The organism is Pseudoalteromonas sp. 2CM28B (genome assembly GCF_023161935.1).
Genome location: NZ_JALNTH010000006.1, coordinates 270,503 through 291,954, shown reverse-complemented (window position 1 = coordinate 291,954; position 21,452 = coordinate 270,503). Strand labels below are relative to the sequence as shown.

Annotated in this window: 25 protein-coding genes and 2 pseudogenes; 21 read left to right on the top strand and 6 right to left on the bottom strand. The window is 41.8% G+C overall.

Annotation, left to right across the window (positions count from 1 at the left end; all coding sequences use genetic code 11):
* Window positions 1–180: 180 nt before the first annotated feature.
* The 6 genes and pseudogenes from MTN96_RS11595 to MTN96_RS11570 all read left to right on the top strand — a co-directional run bounded on the left by MTN96_RS11595 (window position 181) and on the right by MTN96_RS11570 (window position 2,771).
* On the top strand, window positions 181–543 hold the full coding sequence (locus MTN96_RS11595) for a hypothetical protein (RefSeq protein WP_248451902.1): 363 nt from the start codon (window positions 181–183) through the stop codon (window positions 541–543).
* Window position 544: 1 nt separating this feature from the next.
* Complete coding sequence (locus tag MTN96_RS11590) at window positions 545–970, top strand: hypothetical protein (protein ID WP_248451903.1); 426 nt, start codon at window positions 545–547, stop codon at window positions 968–970.
* 9 nt (window positions 971–979) lie between these two features.
* A pseudogene (locus MTN96_RS37020) lies at window positions 980–1,189 on the top strand (RHS repeat-associated core domain-containing protein); the annotation flags it as partial.
* Window positions 1,190–1,246: 57 nt separating this feature from the next.
* Complete coding sequence (locus MTN96_RS11580; RefSeq protein WP_248531645.1) at window positions 1,247–1,657, top strand: hypothetical protein; 411 nt, start codon at window positions 1,247–1,249, stop codon at window positions 1,655–1,657.
* A complete protein-coding gene (locus MTN96_RS11575; protein ID WP_248531643.1) occupies window positions 1,654–2,076 on the top strand; it encodes a hypothetical protein in 423 nt (140 codons plus the stop codon). The genes MTN96_RS11580 and MTN96_RS11575 overlap by 4 nt, the downstream gene beginning before the upstream one ends.
* Window positions 2,077–2,345: 269 nt before the next feature.
* On the top strand, window positions 2,346–2,771 hold the full coding sequence (locus MTN96_RS11570) for a hypothetical protein (protein WP_248531641.1): 426 nt from the start codon (window positions 2,346–2,348) through the stop codon (window positions 2,769–2,771).
* Between the two features lie 101 nt (window positions 2,772–2,872).
* Here MTN96_RS11570 and MTN96_RS11565 read toward each other — a convergent pair.
* A protein-coding gene (locus MTN96_RS11565; protein ID WP_248531639.1) for an IS3 family transposase occupies window positions 2,873–4,020 on the bottom strand; the annotation gives its coding sequence in 2 pieces (ribosomal slippage) (window positions 2,873–3,783 and window positions 3,783–4,020; 1,149 coding nt in all).
* 39 nt (window positions 4,021–4,059) lie between these two features.
* Between MTN96_RS11565 and MTN96_RS11560 the strand changes: the two genes are divergently transcribed.
* Window positions 4,060–4,431, top strand: a complete 372-nt coding sequence (locus MTN96_RS11560) for a hypothetical protein (protein ID WP_248531637.1) — start codon at window positions 4,060–4,062, stop codon at window positions 4,429–4,431.
* A gap of 74 nt (window positions 4,432–4,505) precedes the next feature.
* Window positions 4,506–4,652: pseudogene (locus tag MTN96_RS37290) on the top strand (RHS repeat-associated core domain-containing protein); the annotation flags it as partial.
* A 31-nt stretch (window positions 4,653–4,683) separates the two neighbouring features.
* Here the strand turns inward: MTN96_RS37290 and MTN96_RS11555 are convergent.
* Genes MTN96_RS11555 through MTN96_RS11545 form a run of 3 tightly spaced genes read right to left on the bottom strand, consistent with a single transcriptional unit; the run spans window position 4,684 to window position 7,013 of the window.
* Window positions 4,684–5,871: a VWA domain-containing protein gene (locus MTN96_RS11555; RefSeq protein WP_248531630.1), complete on the bottom strand. Its 1,188-nt coding sequence runs from the start codon at window positions 5,869–5,871 to the stop codon at window positions 4,684–4,686.
* A 1-nt stretch (window position 5,872) separates the two neighbouring features.
* Window positions 5,873–6,721, bottom strand: coding sequence for a MoxR family ATPase (locus tag MTN96_RS11550; RefSeq protein ID WP_004586178.1), 849 nt, complete (start codon window positions 6,719–6,721; stop codon window positions 5,873–5,875).
* A gap of 52 nt (window positions 6,722–6,773) precedes the next feature.
* Window positions 6,774–7,013: a DUF1653 domain-containing protein gene (locus MTN96_RS11545; protein WP_248452032.1), complete on the bottom strand. Its 240-nt coding sequence runs from the start codon at window positions 7,011–7,013 to the stop codon at window positions 6,774–6,776.
* Between the two features lie 60 nt (window positions 7,014–7,073).
* Between MTN96_RS11545 and MTN96_RS11540 the strand changes: the two genes are divergently transcribed.
* From MTN96_RS11540 to rpoS, 11 genes are all read left to right on the top strand, one after another.
* Complete coding sequence (locus tag MTN96_RS11540) at window positions 7,074–7,553, top strand: DUF2947 domain-containing protein (protein ID WP_024033120.1); 480 nt, start codon at window positions 7,074–7,076, stop codon at window positions 7,551–7,553.
* 75 nt (window positions 7,554–7,628) lie between these two features.
* Complete coding sequence (locus MTN96_RS11535; RefSeq protein WP_096739193.1) at window positions 7,629–8,258, top strand: hypothetical protein; 630 nt, start codon at window positions 7,629–7,631, stop codon at window positions 8,256–8,258.
* Window positions 8,259–8,288: 30 nt separating this feature from the next.
* Entirely contained in the window at window positions 8,289–8,576 is a 288-nt protein-coding gene (gene ftsB, locus MTN96_RS11530; RefSeq protein WP_004586182.1) for a cell division protein FtsB, read from the top strand.
* Entirely contained in the window at window positions 8,566–9,267 is a 702-nt protein-coding gene (gene ispD, locus MTN96_RS11525) for a 2-C-methyl-D-erythritol 4-phosphate cytidylyltransferase (RefSeq protein ID WP_248452033.1), read from the top strand. The genes ftsB and ispD overlap by 11 nt, the downstream gene beginning before the upstream one ends.
* Window positions 9,264–9,761: a 2-C-methyl-D-erythritol 2,4-cyclodiphosphate synthase gene (gene ispF / locus MTN96_RS11520; RefSeq protein WP_096041260.1), complete on the top strand. Its 498-nt coding sequence runs from the start codon at window positions 9,264–9,266 to the stop codon at window positions 9,759–9,761. The genes ispD and ispF overlap by 4 nt, the downstream gene beginning before the upstream one ends.
* Entirely contained in the window at window positions 9,758–10,807 is a 1,050-nt protein-coding gene (truD, locus tag MTN96_RS11515) for a tRNA pseudouridine(13) synthase TruD (RefSeq protein ID WP_054982723.1), read from the top strand. The genes ispF and truD overlap by 4 nt, the downstream gene beginning before the upstream one ends.
* Complete coding sequence (surE, locus tag MTN96_RS11510) at window positions 10,788–11,552, top strand: 5'/3'-nucleotidase SurE (protein WP_054982722.1); 765 nt, start codon at window positions 10,788–10,790, stop codon at window positions 11,550–11,552. The genes truD and surE overlap by 20 nt, the downstream gene beginning before the upstream one ends.
* Complete coding sequence (locus MTN96_RS11505; protein ID WP_004586187.1) at window positions 11,542–12,180, top strand: protein-L-isoaspartate(D-aspartate) O-methyltransferase; 639 nt, start codon at window positions 11,542–11,544, stop codon at window positions 12,178–12,180. Before surE ends, MTN96_RS11505 begins: the two co-directional genes overlap by 11 nt.
* A gap of 9 nt (window positions 12,181–12,189) precedes the next feature.
* Window positions 12,190–12,768 (top strand): YqaA family protein, encoded by a 579-nt coding sequence (locus MTN96_RS11500; RefSeq protein WP_248531628.1) that lies wholly within the window; start codon window positions 12,190–12,192, stop codon window positions 12,766–12,768.
* A gap of 41 nt (window positions 12,769–12,809) precedes the next feature.
* Complete coding sequence (locus MTN96_RS11495; RefSeq protein WP_248531626.1) at window positions 12,810–13,634, top strand: peptidoglycan DD-metalloendopeptidase family protein; 825 nt, start codon at window positions 12,810–12,812, stop codon at window positions 13,632–13,634.
* 35 nt (window positions 13,635–13,669) lie between these two features.
* Window positions 13,670–14,644 carry an RNA polymerase sigma factor RpoS gene (gene rpoS, locus MTN96_RS11490; protein WP_024033114.1) on the top strand — a complete coding sequence of 325 codons (975 nt, stop codon included), beginning with the start codon at window positions 13,670–13,672 and terminating at the stop codon, window positions 14,642–14,644.
* A gap of 132 nt (window positions 14,645–14,776) precedes the next feature.
* On the opposite strand, the gene mutS is transcribed toward rpoS, so the two are convergent.
* Window positions 14,777–17,362, bottom strand: a complete 2,586-nt coding sequence (gene mutS, locus MTN96_RS11485; RefSeq protein WP_248531623.1) for a DNA mismatch repair protein MutS — start codon at window positions 17,360–17,362, stop codon at window positions 14,777–14,779.
* A gap of 21 nt (window positions 17,363–17,383) precedes the next feature.
* Between mutS and MTN96_RS11480 the strand changes: the two genes are divergently transcribed.
* A complete protein-coding gene (locus MTN96_RS11480; protein WP_004586192.1) occupies window positions 17,384–17,875 on the top strand; it encodes a CinA family protein in 492 nt (163 codons plus the stop codon).
* A 65-nt stretch (window positions 17,876–17,940) separates the two neighbouring features.
* Window positions 17,941–18,984 (top strand): recombinase RecA, encoded by a 1,044-nt coding sequence (gene recA / locus MTN96_RS11475; protein WP_004586193.1) that lies wholly within the window; start codon window positions 17,941–17,943, stop codon window positions 18,982–18,984.
* Between the two features lie 335 nt (window positions 18,985–19,319).
* Here the strand turns inward: recA and MTN96_RS11470 are convergent, their stop codons facing one another.
* Window positions 19,320–21,443 (bottom strand): TonB-dependent siderophore receptor, encoded by a 2,124-nt coding sequence (locus MTN96_RS11470; protein WP_248531621.1) that lies wholly within the window; start codon window positions 21,441–21,443, stop codon window positions 19,320–19,322.
* Window positions 21,444–21,452 lie beyond the last annotated feature (9 nt).

Sequence of the window (21,452 nt, the reverse complement as noted above, 5' to 3'; positions counted from 1 at the left end):
CTATGATAATTTAAACGAGTCAGGTAAAGTGGCCTGACTTAAACAAACTGGTCTCCGATGAACTCGGGGCGATTCACAATAGGGTTAGCGGGGGGTATCAATACCTATGGGTATGTTGGGGGGAATCCAGTTAGTTATGTAGATCCCTTGGGCTTAAACCCAGATGTTAATTTAGTGCCTATGAATCAACCTAAATATTGGAGAGCAATGTTTAGGCATATACCTAATAGTCCAAATGACTTCTCAATTGGTGCTCACGGAAATTTAAACGGAGTTGTAAACAAGCTTGGGCGAACTTTAACCCCACAACAGCTTTTAAGTATAATGTATGGTGCTGGTTATGATGATGGGCAACCGGTGAAGATATATGCATGCGATACTGGGAAAGGTGGTACGGGTTCGATTGCTCAAAAGTTATCCAATTTAATAGGCCAGCCAGTTACAGCCCCAACAAATTTACTTCTGATTGGGGGGAATGGTGGTCACAGTATAGCTAATGGTGGGGCATGGGTAACATTCACTCCGCAATCAAGAGGTGATTAGTATGAAATATTATTTGGTATTATTTAATATTTTGATAGTCCTGAATACAAATGTTGCTCATAGCACAGAGTTAACACCTGCGTTTGCAAAGGAAATAGGGGTAAAAGTAGAGAGTCACTCTTTACCTGCTGAGTATAATGCTAGTTGTTCAATTATTGATATAACTTCACCAATAACGTTACCTAATTATTCTGAGTATGATGAACTGTCGGTAGTGATAGAAGTTTTTTCTAATAATGGTGTACTAATGTCAAGTACGTATTTGTATACGATGATAGACTCCCCAGAAAGTCATTATATTTCATCAGGTTGCTTGCCAATTGATAACAAACACGTAGTTAAAGTCACTTTACGCTACTCCTTAAAAGAGGCTATGTGTGCCAAAGACTTGAGTATTAGTAACTTAGAGGAGTGGGTAATTCAATAACCATAACAAATAGTCTCGCAGTGTCTGCTATTTGAGTTTACAGATTTTTATATTGAATATTCAACGGAGTACTTTAATGAAGAAACGGGTCTCTATTACAACTGGCACAGATACTACGACCCAGAAATTGGTCGGTACTTACAATCAGATCTAATAGGATTAGCAGGAGGCATAAACACCTATGGGTATGTTGGGGGGAATCCAGTTAATTATGTCGATGCGAATGGTTTAAGAGCCATCCCCGTTACGCCAATTAATAGGCCTTACATATCACCTTTGGCGCCAACGGCTTCTCCTGTTTACCAAGGAGGACAAAGTGTTACTGGACTACCAACTAGTTATACCCGCCCAGCTCACACCTTGGATATTGGTAGTTTATTTAGACCAAACCCAATTGCTCAGGCTCTGTTTAACTGTGCGTTTAATGAGAGTGATGCAAATCAATATGCTAAAGATGGTAATCAGAATGAAAAAAAGCCCAAAAATTGCCCATCAGGCACTAAACCTATTGATAAGGTTAAAAATAAGTACGATTGGGATAAAGATAAGCTCCATGGTATAAAAGATGGTGCACATGGTGGTATAGGGAACGGTAAGTCGTGGACGGGGGTTGCACCGGATGGGACGGTTGGTATAAATGAGGGTGGTCACTGGTCACCTCAAGGACATTGGACAGATTTATTATGACTTCTAAAAATTCATTCAGAGTAACGTTTCATGTATCGCACCCATTTATTGACGCTCAGGAAGTGGAAGTAGGTATTGCTATGTCCCCTCACTTTTCTCAGTCGGTTGGATGTACAAAGAAAACAAAATCAGGAAAGCCCTTAAAGGGCGCTTACACTAAAACTAACGTTAGTTTTCGCATACATGAAGACCCATTAAACTTCGATGAATACTGTATTGAAAGTATCATTAATGAAAATTTAAATAACCTTGATTCAAGTTACTTGAAGTTACTTAATGATACTGGTGGAGAGTGCCATTATTTACTGGGCATATTCTCATCAGAAAATGTGATGTTTGAATTTTCTGCAGATTTACTTGCTCGCCTCAGTAAGTCTAAAGTGAAAGTTAAATTCGATTTTTATGGAGGTGAAGATTAATAAGGACTGTGATGAACGCTCACAACTTGGAACATTCGACGAGGGATGTGGTGCAGCAGTGGTACGGTACAAAGGAAGATAAACGTATTGAAGATTAATACAATGAAAATGGACAATGCTCGACTAATTATGGCGTGCAAGATGGTGATTACAGAAAGATTGAACAAACATTTGGTAACTATGAAGATGATTGGTCTGTAAGTGGTAAATCTTGGCATTGGGCTCCTGCTGTCCCCAATAAAACTTATAAACATTTTCCGAGCAATTAAATGAATAAAATAATTAAACTTTTTGGCGCAATAGATTTGCTGTTTATTTCTTGGTTGGTTATTTCGTCGGTTATAAATGGGAGTATTCCATTCTACACAGGTTTACTCGATGATATTAAATCGTCAGGCGGTTTTGTTATATGGGCTGTCTCTTTTACAATTTTGGCTCATTTAGTTAAAGTGTCAATAATTGCTTCTGGTTATCTTTTAATTAAGGAGAGGAAACTTGGTGCGTACGTAGCTCTAATACAACTCCCATTTAGGTTGCTACTTATAATACCGCCAACATTTTTCTTTTTTAGCGCCTTAAAAAGTATAATCCCTTCTTTTGCAATCGTAATTATAACATTGTTAATAGTTTTGGAGGTTGCAAAAGTACTTATACTACTCAAGTGGCTACGAAATAGTAAACGTAGTGAGAATTAATGTTAAATATTATTGCTAATAAAAACGGTGTTTTAATTTGTTGTATTTCATAACTCACACTTAGGCGCCCCACAAAGGCTTAATGGACTTCCCAGCTTTTACTAGACAGTTTTTAACTCAGAATAATACGCTTCTTCAAACTTAGCAGGTGAAACACCGCCTGTGTGTGAATGGCGCTTTTTTGGATTGTAAAACATTTCTATAAAATTGAATATCTCAGCTTTCGCATCTTCGCGTGTCGAGTATATCTTACGCTTAACTGTTCGCTTTTTAATTGTCGCAAAAAAGCTTTCAGCAACTGCATTATCGTGACAATTCCCAGCGCGGCTCATCGAAGGCACAAGATTATGTTCTTTCAAAAATGCGAGATAGTCTGCGCTACCGTATTGACTACCTTGATCACTATGTACCATTACCTCAGCCTTCGGTTGACGTTGATATACAGCCATCAACAATGCGTTTATAACAAGGTGCTTGTCCATATTTTTATCCATCGACCAGCCCACAATACGCCGAGAGAATAAATCCATTACTGTTGCCACATATAAAAAACCTTCATAAGTTCTTATATAAGTTATGTCGCTCACCCACGACAGGTTCGGCGCTGGCGGGTTAAATTGACGCGCTAATAAGTTATCTGCAATCCGCGATGTCTTACCGCCTTTAAGATGGCGACGCTTATACCCAATTTGCGCTTTAAGCTTATGTTGTCGCATGATCTTCGCAACACGGTTTACGCTGCATTGCTCACCTGCTTCACGTAAGTCTGCATGTATCCAAGGACTACCATACGTGCCTCCACTGGCTACATAAAACTCTTTAATGAGCTTCAACAAACGATTATCTTCAAGCGCTCTATCGCTTAAGGGCTTTTTTAACCACGCATAAAAACCACTGCGATGCAGTTTAAAAAGGCGGCACATCGTAGTGATAGAAAATTCATCTTGGTGATCACGAATGAAGCCGTACTTTACTCGGGGTTGCTGGCAAAGTACCTTGCGGCCTTTTTTAAAATGTCTCGTTCCTCCGTGACATGTTTTAACTCAGCCTCTAATTTGGCGATCCTTAGCTGTTCATCTGATGATTTGGTTTGTTTGGGTTTCTCTGATAACTGGCTTCGCCAGTGATATAACGTTTTGGTACAAATATCTAACCGTTCAGCGACTTCAGCAACTGAATATCCACGCTCAGTAATTTGTTTAACAGCCGCTGCTTTAAACTCTTGGGTATAACGCTTGCCTTTGCTCATAAAACACCTCTTATTAGAAGTTACAATGTAACTCATTGGGTGTCTAGCAAACTATGGGAAGTCCATTATTTATATAAAAAAATAATAGAGTTAGATGTAATTTGTATTTTTGATGATGTAATGGGTACGGAGAGGGATTTAGTTGGTTTTGAAAAAACTTCATTTATAAATAAACATGAAGAGATGGTGCATATTGCTTGTAAAAAAAATATTAGTTCAAAAAATGAATTGATGAAATTGATTTTTGCATCAAAGGTGAGTTGGCATTTTGTATGTGTAATTGCTTATACGGATAAAGGTTTTACGACCCCTGAATATTATGAGACTGACTCTCTAAAAGTAAAGGAGGTTGTGATAGGTGCATGTGATGGTGAAGCTTTTATAGTGGTAAAAAATCTTTACGAAAAGTAGTTAAACTATGCGCCACACAAAGGCTTACCGATGAATATAAACAAACGCTCTGGCAAGCCCAGTATAATGCCTTTGGTACAACCCAGATAATTACTCAACAAGCAGTCGCTGAACAAATAACGAGTAATCTTCGTTTTCCAGGGCAGTATTTTGATGCAGAAACGGGACTCTATTACAACTGGCACAGATACTATGACCCAGAGATTGGTCAGTCAGAGTGAAATCAATATTATTGGCTGTCGTTTATTATAATTAACTCAGCTCCCTGATCGCATTACTAATCCCATCTAAGCTCAATGGGTACATTCTGTTATCCATCAGCTGCTTAATAAAATCAATTGATTGATAGTAAGGCCAGTGTTCAACAGGTTGTGGGTTGAGCCAGGCGACTTTATCAAAGTGATTTGTTATACGTTGCAACCATGCACTGCCGGGCTCTTCATTGTAGTGCTCTACCGAGCCGCCGGGGTAGGCTATTTCGTATGGGCCCATAGTGGCATCACCTACAAATATCACTTTGTAGTCGCTGGTAAATTTATTAATCAGCGTCATGGTGTCGATGATGTTTGAATGGCGCCGCGCATTGTCTTGCCAAACGTGCTCGTATAAACAGTTATGAAAGTAGTAAAACTCTAAATGTTTAAACTCGCTGTGGGCTGCGCTAAATAGCTCTTCGCAGGTATGAATGTAGTCATCCATCGAGCCGCCAATATCAAACAGCATTAATACTTTAACGGCATTGTGGCGCTCGGGCGTCATTTTTACATCCAGCATGCCGCCTTGTTTGGCGGTAGCGCGAATGGTCTCGTTTAAATCAAGGGTGTCACTTGCGCCTGTGCGGGCAAATTTACGTAATTTTTTAAGGGCCAGTTTAATAGTACGAGAGCCAATTTCGCGATCAGAGTCTAAATTGCGGTATTCGCGCTTATCCCACACTTTTACCGCTTGGCGATTACGGTTACCGTCTTGCCCTATACACACGCCTTCTGGGTTATAGCCGTATGCACCAAAAGGTGATGTACCACCAGTGCCTACCCATTTATTACCGCCTGCGTGGCGCTTTTGTTGCTCTTGTAAACGCTCTTTTAGGGTTTTCATTAGCTCGTCGAGCCCGCCCATGGCTTTTAGCTGGGCTTTTTCTTCATCGCTTAGGTGTTTTTCAAACTCTTTACGCAACCAATCTTTAGGTAAGTTGTGCTGTTGCTTTAAACTTTCGAGCAAATCAAGGTCGGCAATACCGCTAAAGTAGTCGCTGAACGCTTTGTCGAACCGGTCAAAATGGGTTTCGTCTTTTACCATTATGGTGCGGGCTAAATGGTAAAAGCCATCTACATCGGCAAATATAACGCCTTTTTTTAAGGCGTTTATTAAATCGAGTAGCTCGCGCAAGCTTACCGGTAAGCGGTATTTGCGCAGCGTGAAGAAAAACTGTACTAGCATGTTAGCGACGGCTCATAAACGCAAGTTTTTCGATGAGGCTTATGTCTTGCTCATTTTTAAGCAGTGCGCCAAACATCGGCATTAAGCCGCCTTTTTGGGCTTTATCGTGCAGTGTTTTAGCGTCTATATCTTCGGCCATTAAAAGCTTTAACCAATCCAGCAGTTCGCTGGTGGAAGGTTTCTTTTTAAGACCGTTGGCTTCACGTAAGTTAAAAAATACTTCGAGTGCTTGGCGAACTAAATCTTGTTTAACGTTAGGGTAGTGCACATCAACGATTTGCTGCATTTCTTCGCTGCTTGGAAAATCAATATAGTGAAAAAAGCAGCGGCGTAAAAAGGCATCTGGTAGTTCTTTTTCGTTGTTTGACGTGATGATCACAATAGGGCGTTCTTTCGCTACAATGCGCTCGTTAGTTTCGTAAACATGAAACTCCATTTTATCAAGTTCGAGCAGTAAGTCGTTTGGGAACTCGATGTCGGCTTTGTCTATTTCGTCGATTAAAAGCACTGGCCGTTTGCCGTTAAGTTCAGCGTAGTTAAACGCTTGCCACAGTTTACCTTTAACAATGTAGTTGCCAATATTATGTACGCGCTCATCGCCTAATTGGCTGTCGCGTAGGCGCGATACCGCGTCGTATTCATACAAGCCCTGTTGTGCTTTGGTGGTTGATTTAATGTGCCACTGAATAAGCTCGGTATCTAAGCTTTTAGCAAGCTCTTCAGCCAGCATGGTTTTACCTGTACCTGGCTCACCTTTAATTAATAAGGGTTTTTCAAGCATAATAGCGGCATTTACAGCCTGTTTAAGCGAGCTGCTAGCGATGTAGTTGTCGGTAGAATTAAATTGCACGGGTTCCCCTTGCCTGGTCTGATCAGTGTTGTATGTGATTATAATGCCATAGTTAATCTGCAGCTCCAAGGTAGGCAAAGCGTGGAATAGTGTGTCCATCTTTTTCAACGGTTTCTAAAAACATACTTAGTGGGCGTGCCCACATGCCGTAGTCGCCATACAGGGCTTGGTATATAACTAGTTGCTCGTCGGTTTCACTGTGTGTTGCTACGTAAAATACTTTGTATTGTGGGCCTTTGTAGTGTTGATATATCCCTGGTTTGAGGGAAAGCGGTTTTATTGCTGTAGTCATGTTTTGATCTCTTGTATAATTGCGTTTGCTTTTTATTATGCCAAAGAATACACCAACACTATGAATTATATTTCGCTCGATGATCACAAAAAAGCCTGGGTTTTTCGTCATAAGGACCTCCCTGTATCTGAAGAAGACGCTGCGCGTATTAAGCCAATGACCAGCGAACGTGCTGCGGTGCTTTGGAGCACTATGGTGAGCCGCGAGTTCGACCACCCCGATTTTTTTGATAAAACTGATTGGTGCGGTAAAGAAGAAAGCTTTAGCGATGAAGTAAATTGGGAAGATGCGTGGGAAAATGGCGACGAAAGCTTACCGCAAGCCATTTTGGATCATTTAGATTGGCAGGCTAATACCACCGTTTATTTTTGTATGGCACGCGATAACGTTATAGAAACCACCTTTGATGTATTTAAACGTAATTGGCAAAACTTTATGTTTTTAGCTGATGGCAGTTTATTAATTGGTAAAAAGCGTAATACCGTGGTGCAATTTTTAGAAAGCGGCATTGCTAAATTAGGTGAAAAGCCAAGCGCTTAAATTGCCTAGTACGCTTAAAAAATAGCCGCTATTGTGCTATAAAACAGCTACCTAATTGTTTTTTGAGTATAACTATTGGTAGCGAAGAGTCAGCCACTTGCAGCTCAGCAGCAAGAAATATGGCAAAGTGATGCGCAAAAAGTGCTGTATGCACAATTGTGCAATGCGTTTTATCAGCGAGAGGTACAGCGCTTAGTTGCTGAGCCTAATGCCGATAAACTACGCCGTCAATTAAAAAGCTTACCGTATTATATAGAACGGGCGGCCACTTTGGTTGCCAATGGGAGTTCGCCGTTTACGCTCGACTCACAAAATGGCTCTTGGCTTGAAAAACAAAAGCCAACACCGCCAGAGGTTAACGCTCAGGCAAATGAACTTTTTTATAAAAAATATGCCCAAGTGGGGCTAATAGTGCCGGTGTTAATAAATAGCCATGACCAAGTGAGGCTAAGAATAGACAGCATAGATCAAGTAAGCGACAATAAACTGCACTGTAATGAACTAGGCTGGTTTGATTTTTTTGGCAAGGGCCTAGAGCAAGCAAATACGCAGTTGGTAAAACCCAGTAAAATGAGTTTAACAGCGGCGTGTTGCGGGCATCAGTGGCAATTTTCAAAACGCTGCGCACCTAGGTTGCTTTCACTTAGAGAAATGCTATTAGCGGGTAATATTAATTGGCGTAATATAAAACGCCCACGAGCCTAATTTTATTTAAAAACGAATAGGGAGTGTTAAATGCGGTTTTTTCAGCTTGGCCTGTTGTGCTTAGCACTGTTTATACAATACCGACTTTGGTTTGGTCATAACGGGGTGCAAGACTATACGCGTTTAAAAGCAGCCGTGGCTTCTCATCAACAAACTAATGAAAAACTAATTAAGCGCAATAAAGTACTTACCGCCGACATAGAAGATTTAAAGCTTGGCCAAGAAGGCATAGAAGAGCGCGCTCGTAACGAATTAGGAATGATTAAACCGGATGAAACATTTATACGTGTTTTACCGGGCAAACAACATGAAAAATAATAATTCAATAGCTGCCATTGTACCCGCTGCCGGCGTAGGCAGCAGAATGCAGCACAGTGCACCTAAGCAGTATATTAAATTGGCAGGAAAAACTATTTTAGAGCATACGCTCTGTAAGCTTTCGCAATTACAAAGCTTAAGCCAAATAGTTGTAGCCGTTAGTCAAACTGACCCTTATTTTGACTCGCTTGCGCATATAGACTCGCGAATTTTACGCGCCAGCGGCGGGCAAGAGCGAGCAGACTCAGTACTTAATAGCCTATTATTTTTAGAAAATAACCCTCCTGAATGGGTGCTGGTGCACGACGCAGCCCGGCCCTTAGTCACTATTAACGATATTGAAACCTTAATAGCGCATTGTATAGCCGACGACGAAGGCGGTATTTTAGCAAGCAAGGTAAAAGACACCATAAAGCGTGGTAACACGCATAGCGAGCAAACCGTGCCTCGAGATGATTTATGGCAAGCGCTTACACCGCAGTTTTTTAAATATGACGAGCTTAAAAATGCGTTGCAACGTGCGCTTTGTGAGGGCGTAACTATTACCGATGAAGCCAGTGCCATTGAGTGGGCAAATAAACCCGTTAAGCTAATTACAGGGCGCAGCGACAATATTAAAATAACCACGCCGGAGGATTTAGACCTAGCGGGGTTTTTATTAAACAAACAACAAAACGAGCAAGCATTATGATTCGAATTGGCCATGGTTTTGACGTACACAAATTTGGTGGCGAAGGCCCAATAACAATTTGCGGCGAAAAAATAGATTACCCGCAGGGCTTTTTAGCACACTCAGATGGCGATGTTGCTATTCATGCATTATGCGATGCTATTTTAGGCGCGTTGGCAATGGGCGATATTGGTAAGCATTTTCCGGATACGGCGAGCGAATATGAAAATATCGACAGCCGTATTTTACTTCGCCATGTTGTAGGCCTAGCCAAAGAGCAAGGTTATGTACTGGGCAATGGCGATGTCACTATTGTGGCGCAGGCTCCTAAAATGTTGCCACACATTCACGCTATGCGCACTAATTTAGCCAGCGATTTAAATTGCGAGCTTTCACAAATCAATGTTAAAGCGACCACCACTGAAAAGCTCGGCTTTGAAGGGCGTAAAGAAGGTATTTCTAGCCATGCGGTGGTTATTATGAGCAAAGCGCCTGAGAGTACAGCAAACGCATGAGCGATTTAAATTACCTATACGGTGCACCCCTTTCAAAAGCAGACTTTAAAACCGTTGCTGAAGATTTTATGGTTGATGAAGACCTCGGCATAGAATTTACCGGCAGTGGTGAGCATGTATGCTTACAGGTCGTTAAAAAAGGTGAAAACACGCAATATGTGGCCAAGTTAATTGCACAAAAGGCTGGAGTGTCACCGCGCGAAGTAAGCTATGCTGGCATGAAAGACCGTCACGGCGTGTGTAGCCAATGGTTTAGCGTAAAAGTACCCATTAAAAAGCACATTGATTTTAGTGAACTCAATAGCGACAGCATTTTTGTGGTTTCGCAACAGCGCCACGAACGTAAATTACGCACCGGTTGCCACAAAGGAAACCGATTCACAATTACGCTTCGTAATGTAACCCAGCCGCTTGATATTTTATGCCGCATTAATGCCGTACGTGCGGGTGTGCCTAACTACTTTGGCGAGCAGCGCTTTGGCCGCGATGGGCATAATTTAGTTATGGCCGAAAAAATGTTTGCCGGCGAGCGCATTCGCGATAAAAAACTACGCGGTATTATTATCTCCGCTGCCCGTTCACATGTATTTAATCAAATAGTGAGCTTACGTGTTAAAGAGCATGGGTTAGCTAAAACCATGCACCGTGAAGTATTTATGCTAAGCGGTAGTAACGCATTTTTTGAAGATGCAATAAGCGATGAAAACATAGCACGTTTAGCCTCTGGCGATATTATGATGTCGGCTCCTATGGTTGGTAAAAGCGAAAAGGGCTTAACTGATCAAGAAAAAATATGGCTAAAACCATACCAAGCATGGTGTGAGGGCTTAGGCGAATTAGGCCTTAAAAATGAGCGCCGTATGCTGCGCCTCATTCCGCAAGATTTAACCATAGAAACACTAGACGAAACGACTTTAAAATTAAGCTTTGGATTGCCTAAAGGGTGTTTTGCTACCGCACTTTTACGTGAGCTGGTGGATTACACCGATGCAAGCCCTAATGAGCGAAAAGAAAAGGACAGTCAAAATGAAGATACTGCTAAGTAACGACGACGGTGTAAACGCTAAAGGGATTGCTGTTTTATACCAGGCTCTTACGCAAATTGCCGATGTAACCCTTGTAGCCCCTGATCGTAACTGTAGTGGTGCCAGTAACTCGTTAACGTTAATAAACCCACTGCGCTCTACCACGCTTGAAAACGGCTTTATATCGGTTAATGGCACGCCTACTGATTGTGTTCATTTAGGGGTTAATCAGTTAGTAGATGAAACGCCTGATTTAGTCGTAGCAGGTATTAACCACGGCGCTAATTTGGGCGATGATACATTGTATTCAGGCACTGTGGCAGCGGCGACCGAAGGGCGCCATTTAGGCTTGCCTGCTATTGCCGTGTCGCTTTGCTCGCACCATGGTGAGCACTTTGAAACCGCAGCAGCTGTGACCGTTAACATAATTAAAGGGCTGGCATCGCACCCACTGCCTAAAGATCAAATTATCAATGTAAATGTACCCGATATACCTCTAACTGAGCTAAAAGGGGTGCAAGTTACGCGTTTAGGCGCTCGACATAAAGCCGAAACCATGACCAAACAAACTGACCCATGGGGGCGTGATATTTTTTGGTATGGCTCGCTTGGTATTGAAAGCGATGCCGGTGAGGGCACTGATTTTTACGCTGTTAATAATGGCTATGCTTCAGTTACACCGTTAAGTGTTGATATGACAGCAAAAGAAAGTATTGAAGCGGTTGGGCAGTGGTTAGCTGAAATGGAGATAAACCGTGCTGGCTAATTACTCGCGCAGTGCTATTGCGCTTTCTAAGCTGTTAGAGCAAGAAGGGGTAGAAGACAAACAGGTATTAAAAGCCATTGCTGATATACCACGTCATGCCTTTATTGATGATGTACTAAAACACAAGGCGTACGAAAACACGGCGTTGCCAATAGGGCAAGGGCAAACTATTTCGCAGCCTTATATTGTGGCGCGTATGACCGAGCTGCTTCATTTGGCTGGCGTACGCGACAAAGTGTTAGAAATTGGCACAGGCTCTGGTTATCAAACCGCAGTGTTAGCCAAGTGTTTTAATAAGGTGTATTCGGTCGAGCGTATAAAAGCACTGCAATGGCAGGCTAAACGCCGTTTACATCAACTTGATTTATACAATGTAACCATGAAACACGCAGATGGCTGGCAAGGCTGGCAATCGCAGGCCCCATTTAATGGTATTATAGTTACCGCGGCCGCATCGAAAGTACCTCAAGACTTACTTGCACAACTAGCTGATGGCGGTGTACTCCTTGCCCCCATTGGAGAGCAAGAACAAAAATTAACCATGGTTATTCGCCAAGGCGATAGCTTCACAGAGCATGTTATTGCACCAGTTCGGTTTGTCCCTCTCGTCCCTGGTGATATTGAATAGGAATTCACGTTGAAATTGTTTACTAAGTTATACGATATGGCCCTAGTGTGGGCAAAACACCGCTTTGCTGAGCGCTATTTAGCAGCCATGAGCTTTGCTGAGTCTGTTTTTTTTCCGGTACCACCAGATGTAATGCTTGCTCCTATGTCGCTTGCTCAGCCAAGTAAAGCGTGGCGCTTTGCAAGCTTTGCAACAGTTGCTTCAGTACTTGGGGGGATTGTAGGTTACTTTTTAGGTTACTGGTTATTTGAGCCTGTTGTACAGCCCTTTATTGAGCAGGTGCACTGGCAAGAAAAATTTGAAACAGCGCTTACATGGTTTAAAGAGTATGGCGTGTGGGTGGTATTTTTAGCGGGCTTTTCACCTATCCCTTATAAGGTATTTACTATTGGTGCAGGGGTATTACAAATGGCATTTTTACCATTTTTAATAGCGTCTGCCGTTGGCCGTGGTGCGCGTTTCTTTTTAGTTTCTGCTTTAATGAAGTGGGGCGGGGTTAAAATGGAGCAAAAATTACGTCAATATGTTGAAGTACTTGGCTGGGGTTTAGTTATATTAATAGCGGTTGCTTACTTTTTATTACGCTAATTAGCAAAAGTAGTACTTTTTAAATTTCGGAGCAAAACACCTTGAATAGTCAGTACGTATTATATGTAGTTGTATTTATTGCTGTTTTGCTTCCGGGGTGTTCATCTCGCCATATTCCTGCTCCTGTTAGCAGCCTCAATACTAATGTTAATGATTTCCAAAAAGGTATTAACATTAATGGCAATAAATACACAGTACAAAAGGGTGATACTTTATATTCCATTGCCTTTAGTGCAGGCAAAGATTTTAGAACACTTGCAAAAAACAACTCAATTCCATCACCTTATGTTATTTATCCTGGGCAAGTTATTTCGCTTGTAGCCACCAGTAGTCATGCGATTGCTAGCAATTCACCCGTTAAACAAAAAATAGCATCTACTAAAATAAAACAAAAAACTAACAAAAAATTAAAGAAAAATCTTGATCAGCCGAAACAACGAGAGTATGTTCGAAAACAAGCCAATAAAATAGTTAGTAATGCTAAACCTTCGTCGAGCAGTAAAGTAAAGTGGTTTTGGCCTGCAAAGGGCAAAGTGACTAAACGCTTTTCTAATAAGGAAAACGGTTACAAGGGTTTACAGATTACTAACCGTACAGGGGCTTCAGTTTTAGCCGCAGCACAAGGAACGGTGGTGTATGCGGGTAATGCGCTTCGAGGGTACGGTAATTTAATCATTTTGAAACATAATGATGATTACCTAAGTGCTTATGCACATAACTCGAAACTACTTGTTAGAGAAAAGCAGAAAGTTAAGGCAGGACAAAAAATAGCAGAAATGGGCAAGTCAGAATCTTCGGTCACTGCGCTTCGTTTTGAAATTCGCTACCGTGGGCAAGCTGTCAATCCTGCTAAATACCTTCCCTAATTTTTAGGTATTGATAATTGCTCGGGAGAAGGCTTATGGCTAACGCAGCAAAACTTGACAAAAACACCACCGACGAAAAATTTGATGACACCGCAGTAGAAGAAACTGCAGCATTACTTGAAGAGGTTGATAACGAAGAAGAGATATTTGCAAAAGAGGAAGTAACTAAAAATCTTGATGCAACCCAACTTTATTTAGGAGAAATTGGTTTTTCTCCCCTACTTAGCGCTGAAGAAGAAGTCTTTTTTGCCCGCAAATCGCTACGTGGATGTGAAGCATCTCGCAAGCGTATGATTGAAAGTAACCTACGTTTAGTTGTAAAAATTGCCCGCCGTTATAACAACCGAGGATTAGCACTTCTAGATTTAATTGAAGAAGGTAACCTAGGTTTAATTCGCGCTGTTGAAAAGTTTGACCCAGAGCGCGGTTTTAGATTTTCGACTTATGCAACGTGGTGGATACGCCAAACAATTGAACGCGCCATTATGAATCAAACGCGCACAATTCGCCTGCCAATACATGTAGTTAAAGAATTAAATGTTTACTTGCGTACAGCACGCGAGCTGACACAAAAGCTAGACCATGAGCCAACTGCTGAAGAAATTGCTGAAAGCTTAGGTAGACCCGTAGAAGACGTAACTAAAATGCTACGCTTAAACGAAAAAATTGCCTCAGTTGATATGCCAATTGGCGGTGAGAACGACAGCGCACTGTTAGACATTATTGCCGATGAAAAAAGCGCAGGCCCTGAGGGCGAAGTTCAAAACAATGATATTAACAAACATATTGTTGATTGGTTAGGTGAGTTAAACCCTAAACAACGTGAAGTATTAGCGCGTCGCTTTGGTTTACTTGGCTATGAGCCATCAACACTTGAAGATGTTGGCCGCGAAATTGGTTTAACACGAGAGCGCGTAAGACAAATTCAGGTAGAAGCATTACGTCGTTTAAAAGATATTTTACAACAAGAAGGGTTAAGCACAGAAAGTTTGTTTGACCAGTTCTCGTAACTCCCTTTTATACTGTCTATGTGTTTAAAAGCTGAAGGATAAAACCTTCAGCTTTTTTTATGTCTTACGACCCCCAAGAAATACTATTCACTGTGTTATCAGCTTCTTAACCACCGCTCAAGTTAGCTATATTTAAAGCAGAGCCTTTAATTTATAAAGAAGTTCGTGTGCTTGACGCGGCGATAGGTTATCAGGGTCAATGGCACCGAGCTGCTCCTCAACTTCAGAAGGCTCAGGCGCAGGTAACTCATTAGCAAATGAAAACGCCTGCTGCTCAGCATTAGGCGCTGTTACACTTTGGTGGTTTTCGAGCAGTTTAAGCTTTTGTTTTGCTTGGGCTATCACGGCTTTAGGCACGCCGGCAAGCGCTGCGACCTGTAAGCCAAAGCTTTTACTTGCTGCACCATCAAGCACAGTATGCATAAATGCAATGGTGTCGTTGTGCTCTATGGCATCTAAGTGCACATTCACCAGCCCAGTTTTTTGCTCAGCAAGTTCCGTTAATTCAAAGTAGTGCGTAGCAAATAATGTTTTAGCAGATATTTTTTGTGCCAGATGATCAGCCGTTGCATAAGCAAGTGACAAGCCATCGTAGGTACTGGTACCTCTGCCAATTTCATCCATTAATACCAAAGATTGCGCAGTTGCATTATTTAATATTGTGGCGGTTTCTGTCATTTCTACCATGAAAGTAGAGCGACCAGAGGCTAAATCGTCGCTTGCACCAATGCGTGTAAATATACGGTCAATATTACCAATTTTTGCACTATCAGCAGGGACATAACAGCCAATATGCGCCATCAATACGATAAGTGCTGTTTGGCGCATATAGGTTGATTTACCACCCATGTTTGGACCGGTGATAATCAACATTTTACGCTGGCTATTTAGCTCCACAGGGTTGGCAATAAAAGGTTCTTTCATTACTTGCTCTACCACAGGGTGGCGACCTTGTTTAATACTTATATTGTCATCATCGCATAGCTGTGGTTTAGCATAGTTAAGCGTTTGGGCTCGCTCTGCTAAGTTATTCAATACATCTAAATCAGCTAATGCGCCAGCCATCATTTGAAGCTGTTCAATATGCGGGGCTATAAACTCAAATAGCTCTTCATATAATTGTTTTTCAAGCGCAAGAGCTTTTGATTGGCTGCCAAGCACTTTGTCTTCGTGCTCTTTTAGTTCAGGTATTATGTAGCGTTCATTATTTTTAAGCGTTTGGCGGCGAATATAATCAGCAGGTACTAAGTGTGAATTTGCACGACTTACCTCGATAAAAAAGCCATGTACCTTGTTATAGCCAATTTTTAATGTGCTGATCCCGGTGCGCTCGCGCTCTCTAAGTTCTAGTTGCTCAAGTATATCAGTAGCGCCTTTACTCAAGTTTCGCCATTCATCGAGTTCGCTGTTGTAGCCTGGTGCAATAACGCCCCCATCGCGAATTAGGACCGGTGGGTTATCAATAACAGCACGCTCAAGTAAAGCTTGTAGTTCAGGCAGCTCTGGAGAATGGCGAACAATGCTAGCGATACGCTCATCATTAGCATCGTTTAATAATGCGTGCAGTGGTGCGAGTGCTTGTAGGGCACTGCGCAGTCGGGTTAAATCGCGCGGGCGTGCGGTGCATAAAGCAAGACGTGCTATTACGCGTTCTATGTCACCAATTTCTTTTAATGAGTCGTGTAACTCGCCATATAACTGCACATCTAAAATAGCGCTAATGGCATTTAAACGTGAATTAAGCTCATTTTTATTACGCACAGGTGTATGAATACGGCGTTTAAGTAAACGCGACCCCATGGCCGTAGCGGTTTTATCAAGTACCTGCGCTAAGGTGTTTTCAAAGCCGCCCGATAAATTAACGGTTAGTTCTAAATTTTTTCGCGTTGCTGCATCTAATATAACTGCGTGCTCGTTATGCTCAAGCGTAATAGCGCGAATGTGAGGTAGGGCAATACGCTGTGTATCTTTTACGTATTGCATTAAACAACCCGCAGCGACCAAAGCAGCATGCGCTTTATCTACACCAAAACCCACTAAATCTTTGGTGCCAAACTGCTCGCACAGTAAGTGTTGAGCGGTGTCTAGGTCAAACTCCCACTCAGGGCGTCGCCGTGCCCCTTTTATATGCTCAATTAAGTGTGTGTTTTCAAAGCTTTCACAGTATAAAAGCTCAGCGGGTGCTAAGCGCTGTAGGGTTGAAGTAAATGCTTCGTCGGTGTTAACTTCAACTACGTTGAAACGCCCTGAATTTATATCAAGGTAGGCAATACCGTATAGCCCTTTTTTATTTTGCCATACGCTAGTGAGTAAGTTATCTTGGCGTTCTTGCAATAGCGCTTCATCTGAAATAGTACCCGGAGTAACGATACGTACGACTTTGCGCTCTACTGGCCCTTTACTGGTTGCAGGATCGCCAACTTGCTCACATATAGCAACCGATTCGCCCATTTGCACTAAACGAGCTAAATAGTTTTCTACTGCATGATAAGGGACACCCGCCATAGGGATAGGATCGCCGCCGGCTTTACCGCGATGCGTTTGCGAAATATCGAGTAGTTGGGCCGCGCGTTTAGCGTCGTCAAAAAAGAGTTCATAAAAATCCCCCATACGATAAAACAATAAAATATCGCGATGCTCTGATTTTATTTTTAGATACTGCTGCATCATAGGGGTTTGTTGTTTTATAGTGTGCGGTGCATAAAGATCAAACGACATGTATTTACCCAAAGGCTGAATATGGAATTACATCAAGAGATTAAAACACTTGCTGCGCAATTGGGCGTTATTTTAACGGATAAACGCTTATGGATCACTACCGCTGAATCATGTACTGGTGGCGGGGTGAGTTATGCGCTTACAGATACGCCAGGTAGCTCAGGTTATTTGGGCCGCGCATTTGTTACTTATAGTAATGAAGCTAAGCATGAACTGCTTAATGTGGCCAATACTACGCTAGAGCAATTTGGTGCGGTGAGTGAGCAAACAGTAAAAGAGATGGCTTTTGGTGCCGCAAGCGTAGCCAAAGCTGATGTTGCAGTGGCAATTTCGGGCATTGCAGGTCCAGGTGGCGCTACGTCCGATAAACCAGTTGGCTTTGTGTGGTTTTGCATACAAATTGCCAATGAACAATTTACGTTTAAGCAAATATTTAACGGCGATAGAGCGCAAGTTAGAATGCAAGCTATTGAATTTGCATTGAAAAGTACGATCGAGAAGATAAAATTATAAATTTCACTTGATACTGTGATTTCATACAGTATACTTGTTCGCATTAGCCGGATTTGGAGAACAGAATGAACGATAATAAACAAAAAGCGCTGGACGCTGCACTATCACAAATTGAGCGTCAATTTGGTAAAGGATCAATTATGAAACTGGGCGATAACAAAGCCCTAAATATTGATGCTGTATCTACAGGCTCACTTGGGATTGATATTGCTTTAGGCATAGGCGGTTTGCCTATGGGGCGTATTGTTGAAGTGTATGGCCCTGAGTCTTCAGGTAAAACAACGCTTACTTTGCAAGTTATCGCGCAGGCTCAAAAAGAAGGCAAAACATGTGCCTTTGTTGATGCTGAGCATGCTCTTGATCCGGTATACGCACAAAAGTTAGGTGTTAACATTGATGAGCTGTTAGTTTCTCAGCCAGATACCGGTGAGCAAGCACTAGAAATTTGTGACATGTTAGTACGTTCAAGTGCTGTAGATGTTGTTATTGTCGATTCTGTTGCAGCGCTTACACCAAAAGCTGAAATTGAAGGCGACATGGGCGACTCGCACATGGGCTTACAAGCACGTTTAATGTCGCAAGCACTACGTAAGCTTACAGGTAATATTAAACGTTCTAACACGCTATGTATTTTCATTAACCAAATTCGTATGAAAATTGGTGTAATGTTTGGTAACCCTGAAACAACAACCGGTGGTAATGCACTTAAGTTTTACGCGTCAGTGCGTATTGATATTCGTCGAATTGGTTCTGTAAAGGAAGGCGATGAGGTAGTCGGTAACGAAACCCGCGTTAAAGTAGTTAAAAACAAAGTTGCACCACCGTTTAAACAAGCTGAGTTCATCATTATGTATGGTGAAGGTATTTCTAAACAAGGTGAGTTAATTGATTTAGGTGTTAAGCACAAAATTGTTGAAAAAGCAGGTGCTTGGTACAGCTACAACGGCAATAAAGTAGGCCAAGGTAAATCAAACTCTATTAAGTTTTTGAAAGAAAACGTAGAAATTGCAGATGAAATTGAAGGTAAGTTACGTGATATGTTGCTATTAAAAGCAACGGTTGAGCCAGAAGATGGCGAAGACGTATTAGGCGCTGAGTCTGACCTTTAAGTGTAAACGTTCTCTAAGCTTGATTTGACCCGAGCTTTAAAGGTGCTAACCAGCAATGGTTAGCGCCTTTTTGTGTTTAAAGCACGCTAAAACTATAACCTTACAAGCTTTAACAGATGCAGTTTAAATAGCACTTAGCCATATTTACAGTGAGGCTGGCTAACAAGTTCGCGTTTTAATTGAGGCGCGTAATAAAAGCATGGTATTGCTAGTACTTTGCATAAGGTAGATAGCGCAAGAAGGGTGGATATGCGCTTTAACTTAAAGGGGCTTAAAACAAAAACGGCACTAAAAAGTGCCGTTTAATTTTAAAAGCCGTACTTTAAAAAAGCGACTTATAGCTGCCAGTTTACAGATAGCGCGTAGTTACGCGGCGCACCGTAATAACCTTGAGCCCAGTATAGGCTGTGTAGGTATTTTTCATCTGTGGTGTTATTAACGTTAAAAGTAACCCCAACGTTTTCTGTAATTTTGTAGTTAGCCATTAAATCAAGAATACCGTAAGCATCTTGGTTCGTGGTTACAAGTGCAGCGCCGGTTGCATCTTCAACTTGTACGCGGCTAACCGAGTCTTGCCAACGATAATTTGCACCAAAAGTTAAGCCTTCAACAAATGGAACTTGGTAAGTTGCAGCCAGTTTTAGCTGATTCTCTGGCGTGTAATCTTCAACTAAATCATCACCCTCAATACTTAAGTTACTAAAGCTGATGCTTGCACTTAAATCGTCGGTTACTTTACCACTTAGCTCAATTTCAAACCCATCACTGTTAATACCATCAGCGGCATAGTAACGAGAATTTGGTGCTGTGTTTGCTATTTCAACGGCAAGTCCTTCCTGTTTTGCATCAAAGTATGCAAAGGTGACAAATACTTGATCGTCTAAAAGCTGTGCTTTTAAACCAATCTCGCTACTTTTACCTGTTATTGGTGCAAGCTGCTCATTGTTGATATCTAGTTCTTTTTGCGGCACAAAGGTTTCAGTGTAACTTGCATAAGCTGAAAGTGATTCATTGAAATCGTATACAGCTCCAACATACGGAATAACTTCGCTGTCGTTACGTGTTTGTTCTACACCATAAGCACTACCAGAAGTTTCCCAATCAGTGTAACGCACACCGGCTAGTACGCTTAATGGTTCACCTAACTTTATACGTGTAGATATATAAGCTGATTGCTGTTTGTTTTCTATGTCACTGCCATTTAAGCCATCAGCAAGGGTTGCTTCAGGTACTACGCCATCCCACGTATCAAGCGAAGGCATGGCTGGGAAGCCGTTGCCCGTGGTGTAATCGTAAAGCGACTGTTCGTTATAGTCCATTTTTGCTTGGCTAACACCAAATGACAGGTCGTGTTCTTGGCCAAATAAATCAAATTTACCGCTGGCGTATAAATCAAACAGGTCGTGCTTATCTTCGTAGTCGTAACGGCTTGCGTAACCGGTTAAACCAAGGCCAGTTTCGCTATCTGGTGTACCGAATACGTAAAATAGTTCTGAGTCTTGCTCGTTTTCTATGTGTGCATAACGCGCTATTGCAACCCACGTAGCCGATAGGTTTTGCTCAAGTGTTACATATACTTGCTCAGCGCTGTTATCCCAGTAAGACCAATCAGATGCCGTACTTGTAGAGGCGTCGTAGTTTGTTGCTGTGCCATCGGTGTAATAAAGAGGGAGTGCGCCCCAAAGTGGGCTATCGGCATCTTTTTGTTGGTTAACATAGTTGATGCTTAATGTCGTGTCGTCGGTTAGCTTGCCTTCGTAAGCAAGATAAGCAATTGTTTTATCTGTTTCGTAACGATCTAGGTATGACTCCGCTTTTTGCTTGGTAAATACGGCGCGTACAGCGTGGTCGTCGTTAATTGGCGTTGAAACATCTACTTCTAAACGTTTGTTGTTCCATGAACCATACGATGCAGATGCATGCGCTTGAGTTATGTAAGTTGGTTTTTTTAATACCATATTTACGGTTGCTGATGGGTTACCTGCGCCAGTCATAAGGCCGTTTGCACCACGTACAATTTCTACACGGTCGTAAATAGACGTATCTAAAGTGCCCTGAATAGAGCCTGAGCTTTGAGGGATGCCTAAACCATCAACCTGAAAGTTTGTTATTTCAAAGCCACGGGCTTTAAAATAAGTACGGTCAGTTTCTATTTGTTCTACAGTTACACCGGGGGTGCTCTCTAGCACTGAGTTAATATCATCTAATGAAAAATCATCCATTAAAGCGCGAGAAACAACAGAAATACTTTGTGGGGTTTCTTTGATTGTTAGGCCTAATTTTGTAGCAGATTGCGCATCTTCGGTGATGTAGTTTTTATGATGCTGGCCATATACTGCTATTTTTTCTAATGAGTCATCTGTATTTGTTGTAGTTTCTTGTGCAAATGCATGACCAGATAAAACAAGTGAAGTAATAAGGCTTAGCTTAGATAAACGCAAAATTTGTTGGGACGACATGTGTTTTTC

What these genes read in the sequence shown, in the direction of transcription:
- MTN96_RS11595 (WP_248451902.1), top strand. Translation starts at nt 181, where the DNA reads ATGAATCAACCTAAATATTGGAGAGCAATGTTTAGGCATATACCTAAT.
- MTN96_RS11590 (WP_248451903.1), top strand. Translation starts at nt 545, where the DNA reads ATGAAATATTATTTGGTATTATTTAATATTTTGATAGTCCTGAATACA.
- MTN96_RS11575 (WP_248531643.1), top strand. Translation starts at nt 1,654, where the DNA reads ATGACTTCTAAAAATTCATTCAGAGTAACGTTTCATGTATCGCACCCA.
- MTN96_RS11570 (WP_248531641.1), top strand. Translation starts at nt 2,346, where the DNA reads ATGAATAAAATAATTAAACTTTTTGGCGCAATAGATTTGCTGTTTATT.
- MTN96_RS11555 (WP_248531630.1), bottom strand. Translation starts at nt 5,871, where the DNA reads ATGCTAGTACAGTTTTTCTTCACGCTGCGCAAATACCGCTTACCGGTA.
- MTN96_RS11545 (WP_248452032.1), bottom strand. Translation starts at nt 7,013, where the DNA reads ATGACTACAGCAATAAAACCGCTTTCCCTCAAACCAGGGATATATCAA.
- MTN96_RS11540 (WP_024033120.1), top strand. Translation starts at nt 7,074, where the DNA reads ATGAATTATATTTCGCTCGATGATCACAAAAAAGCCTGGGTTTTTCGT.
- ftsB (WP_004586182.1), top strand. Translation starts at nt 8,289, where the DNA reads ATGCGGTTTTTTCAGCTTGGCCTGTTGTGCTTAGCACTGTTTATACAA.
- ispD (WP_248452033.1), top strand. Translation starts at nt 8,566, where the DNA reads ATGAAAAATAATAATTCAATAGCTGCCATTGTACCCGCTGCCGGCGTA.
- ispF (WP_096041260.1), top strand. Translation starts at nt 9,264, where the DNA reads ATGATTCGAATTGGCCATGGTTTTGACGTACACAAATTTGGTGGCGAA.
- truD (WP_054982723.1), top strand. Translation starts at nt 9,758, where the DNA reads ATGAGCGATTTAAATTACCTATACGGTGCACCCCTTTCAAAAGCAGAC.
- surE (WP_054982722.1), top strand. Translation starts at nt 10,788, where the DNA reads ATGAAGATACTGCTAAGTAACGACGACGGTGTAAACGCTAAAGGGATT.
- rpoS (WP_024033114.1), top strand. Translation starts at nt 13,670, where the DNA reads ATGGCTAACGCAGCAAAACTTGACAAAAACACCACCGACGAAAAATTT.
- mutS (WP_248531623.1), bottom strand. Translation starts at nt 17,362, where the DNA reads ATGTCGTTTGATCTTTATGCACCGCACACTATAAAACAACAAACCCCT.
- MTN96_RS11480 (WP_004586192.1), top strand. Translation starts at nt 17,384, where the DNA reads ATGGAATTACATCAAGAGATTAAAACACTTGCTGCGCAATTGGGCGTT.
- recA (WP_004586193.1), top strand. Translation starts at nt 17,941, where the DNA reads ATGAACGATAATAAACAAAAAGCGCTGGACGCTGCACTATCACAAATT.
- MTN96_RS11470 (WP_248531621.1), bottom strand. Translation starts at nt 21,443, where the DNA reads ATGTCGTCCCAACAAATTTTGCGTTTATCTAAGCTAAGCCTTATTACT.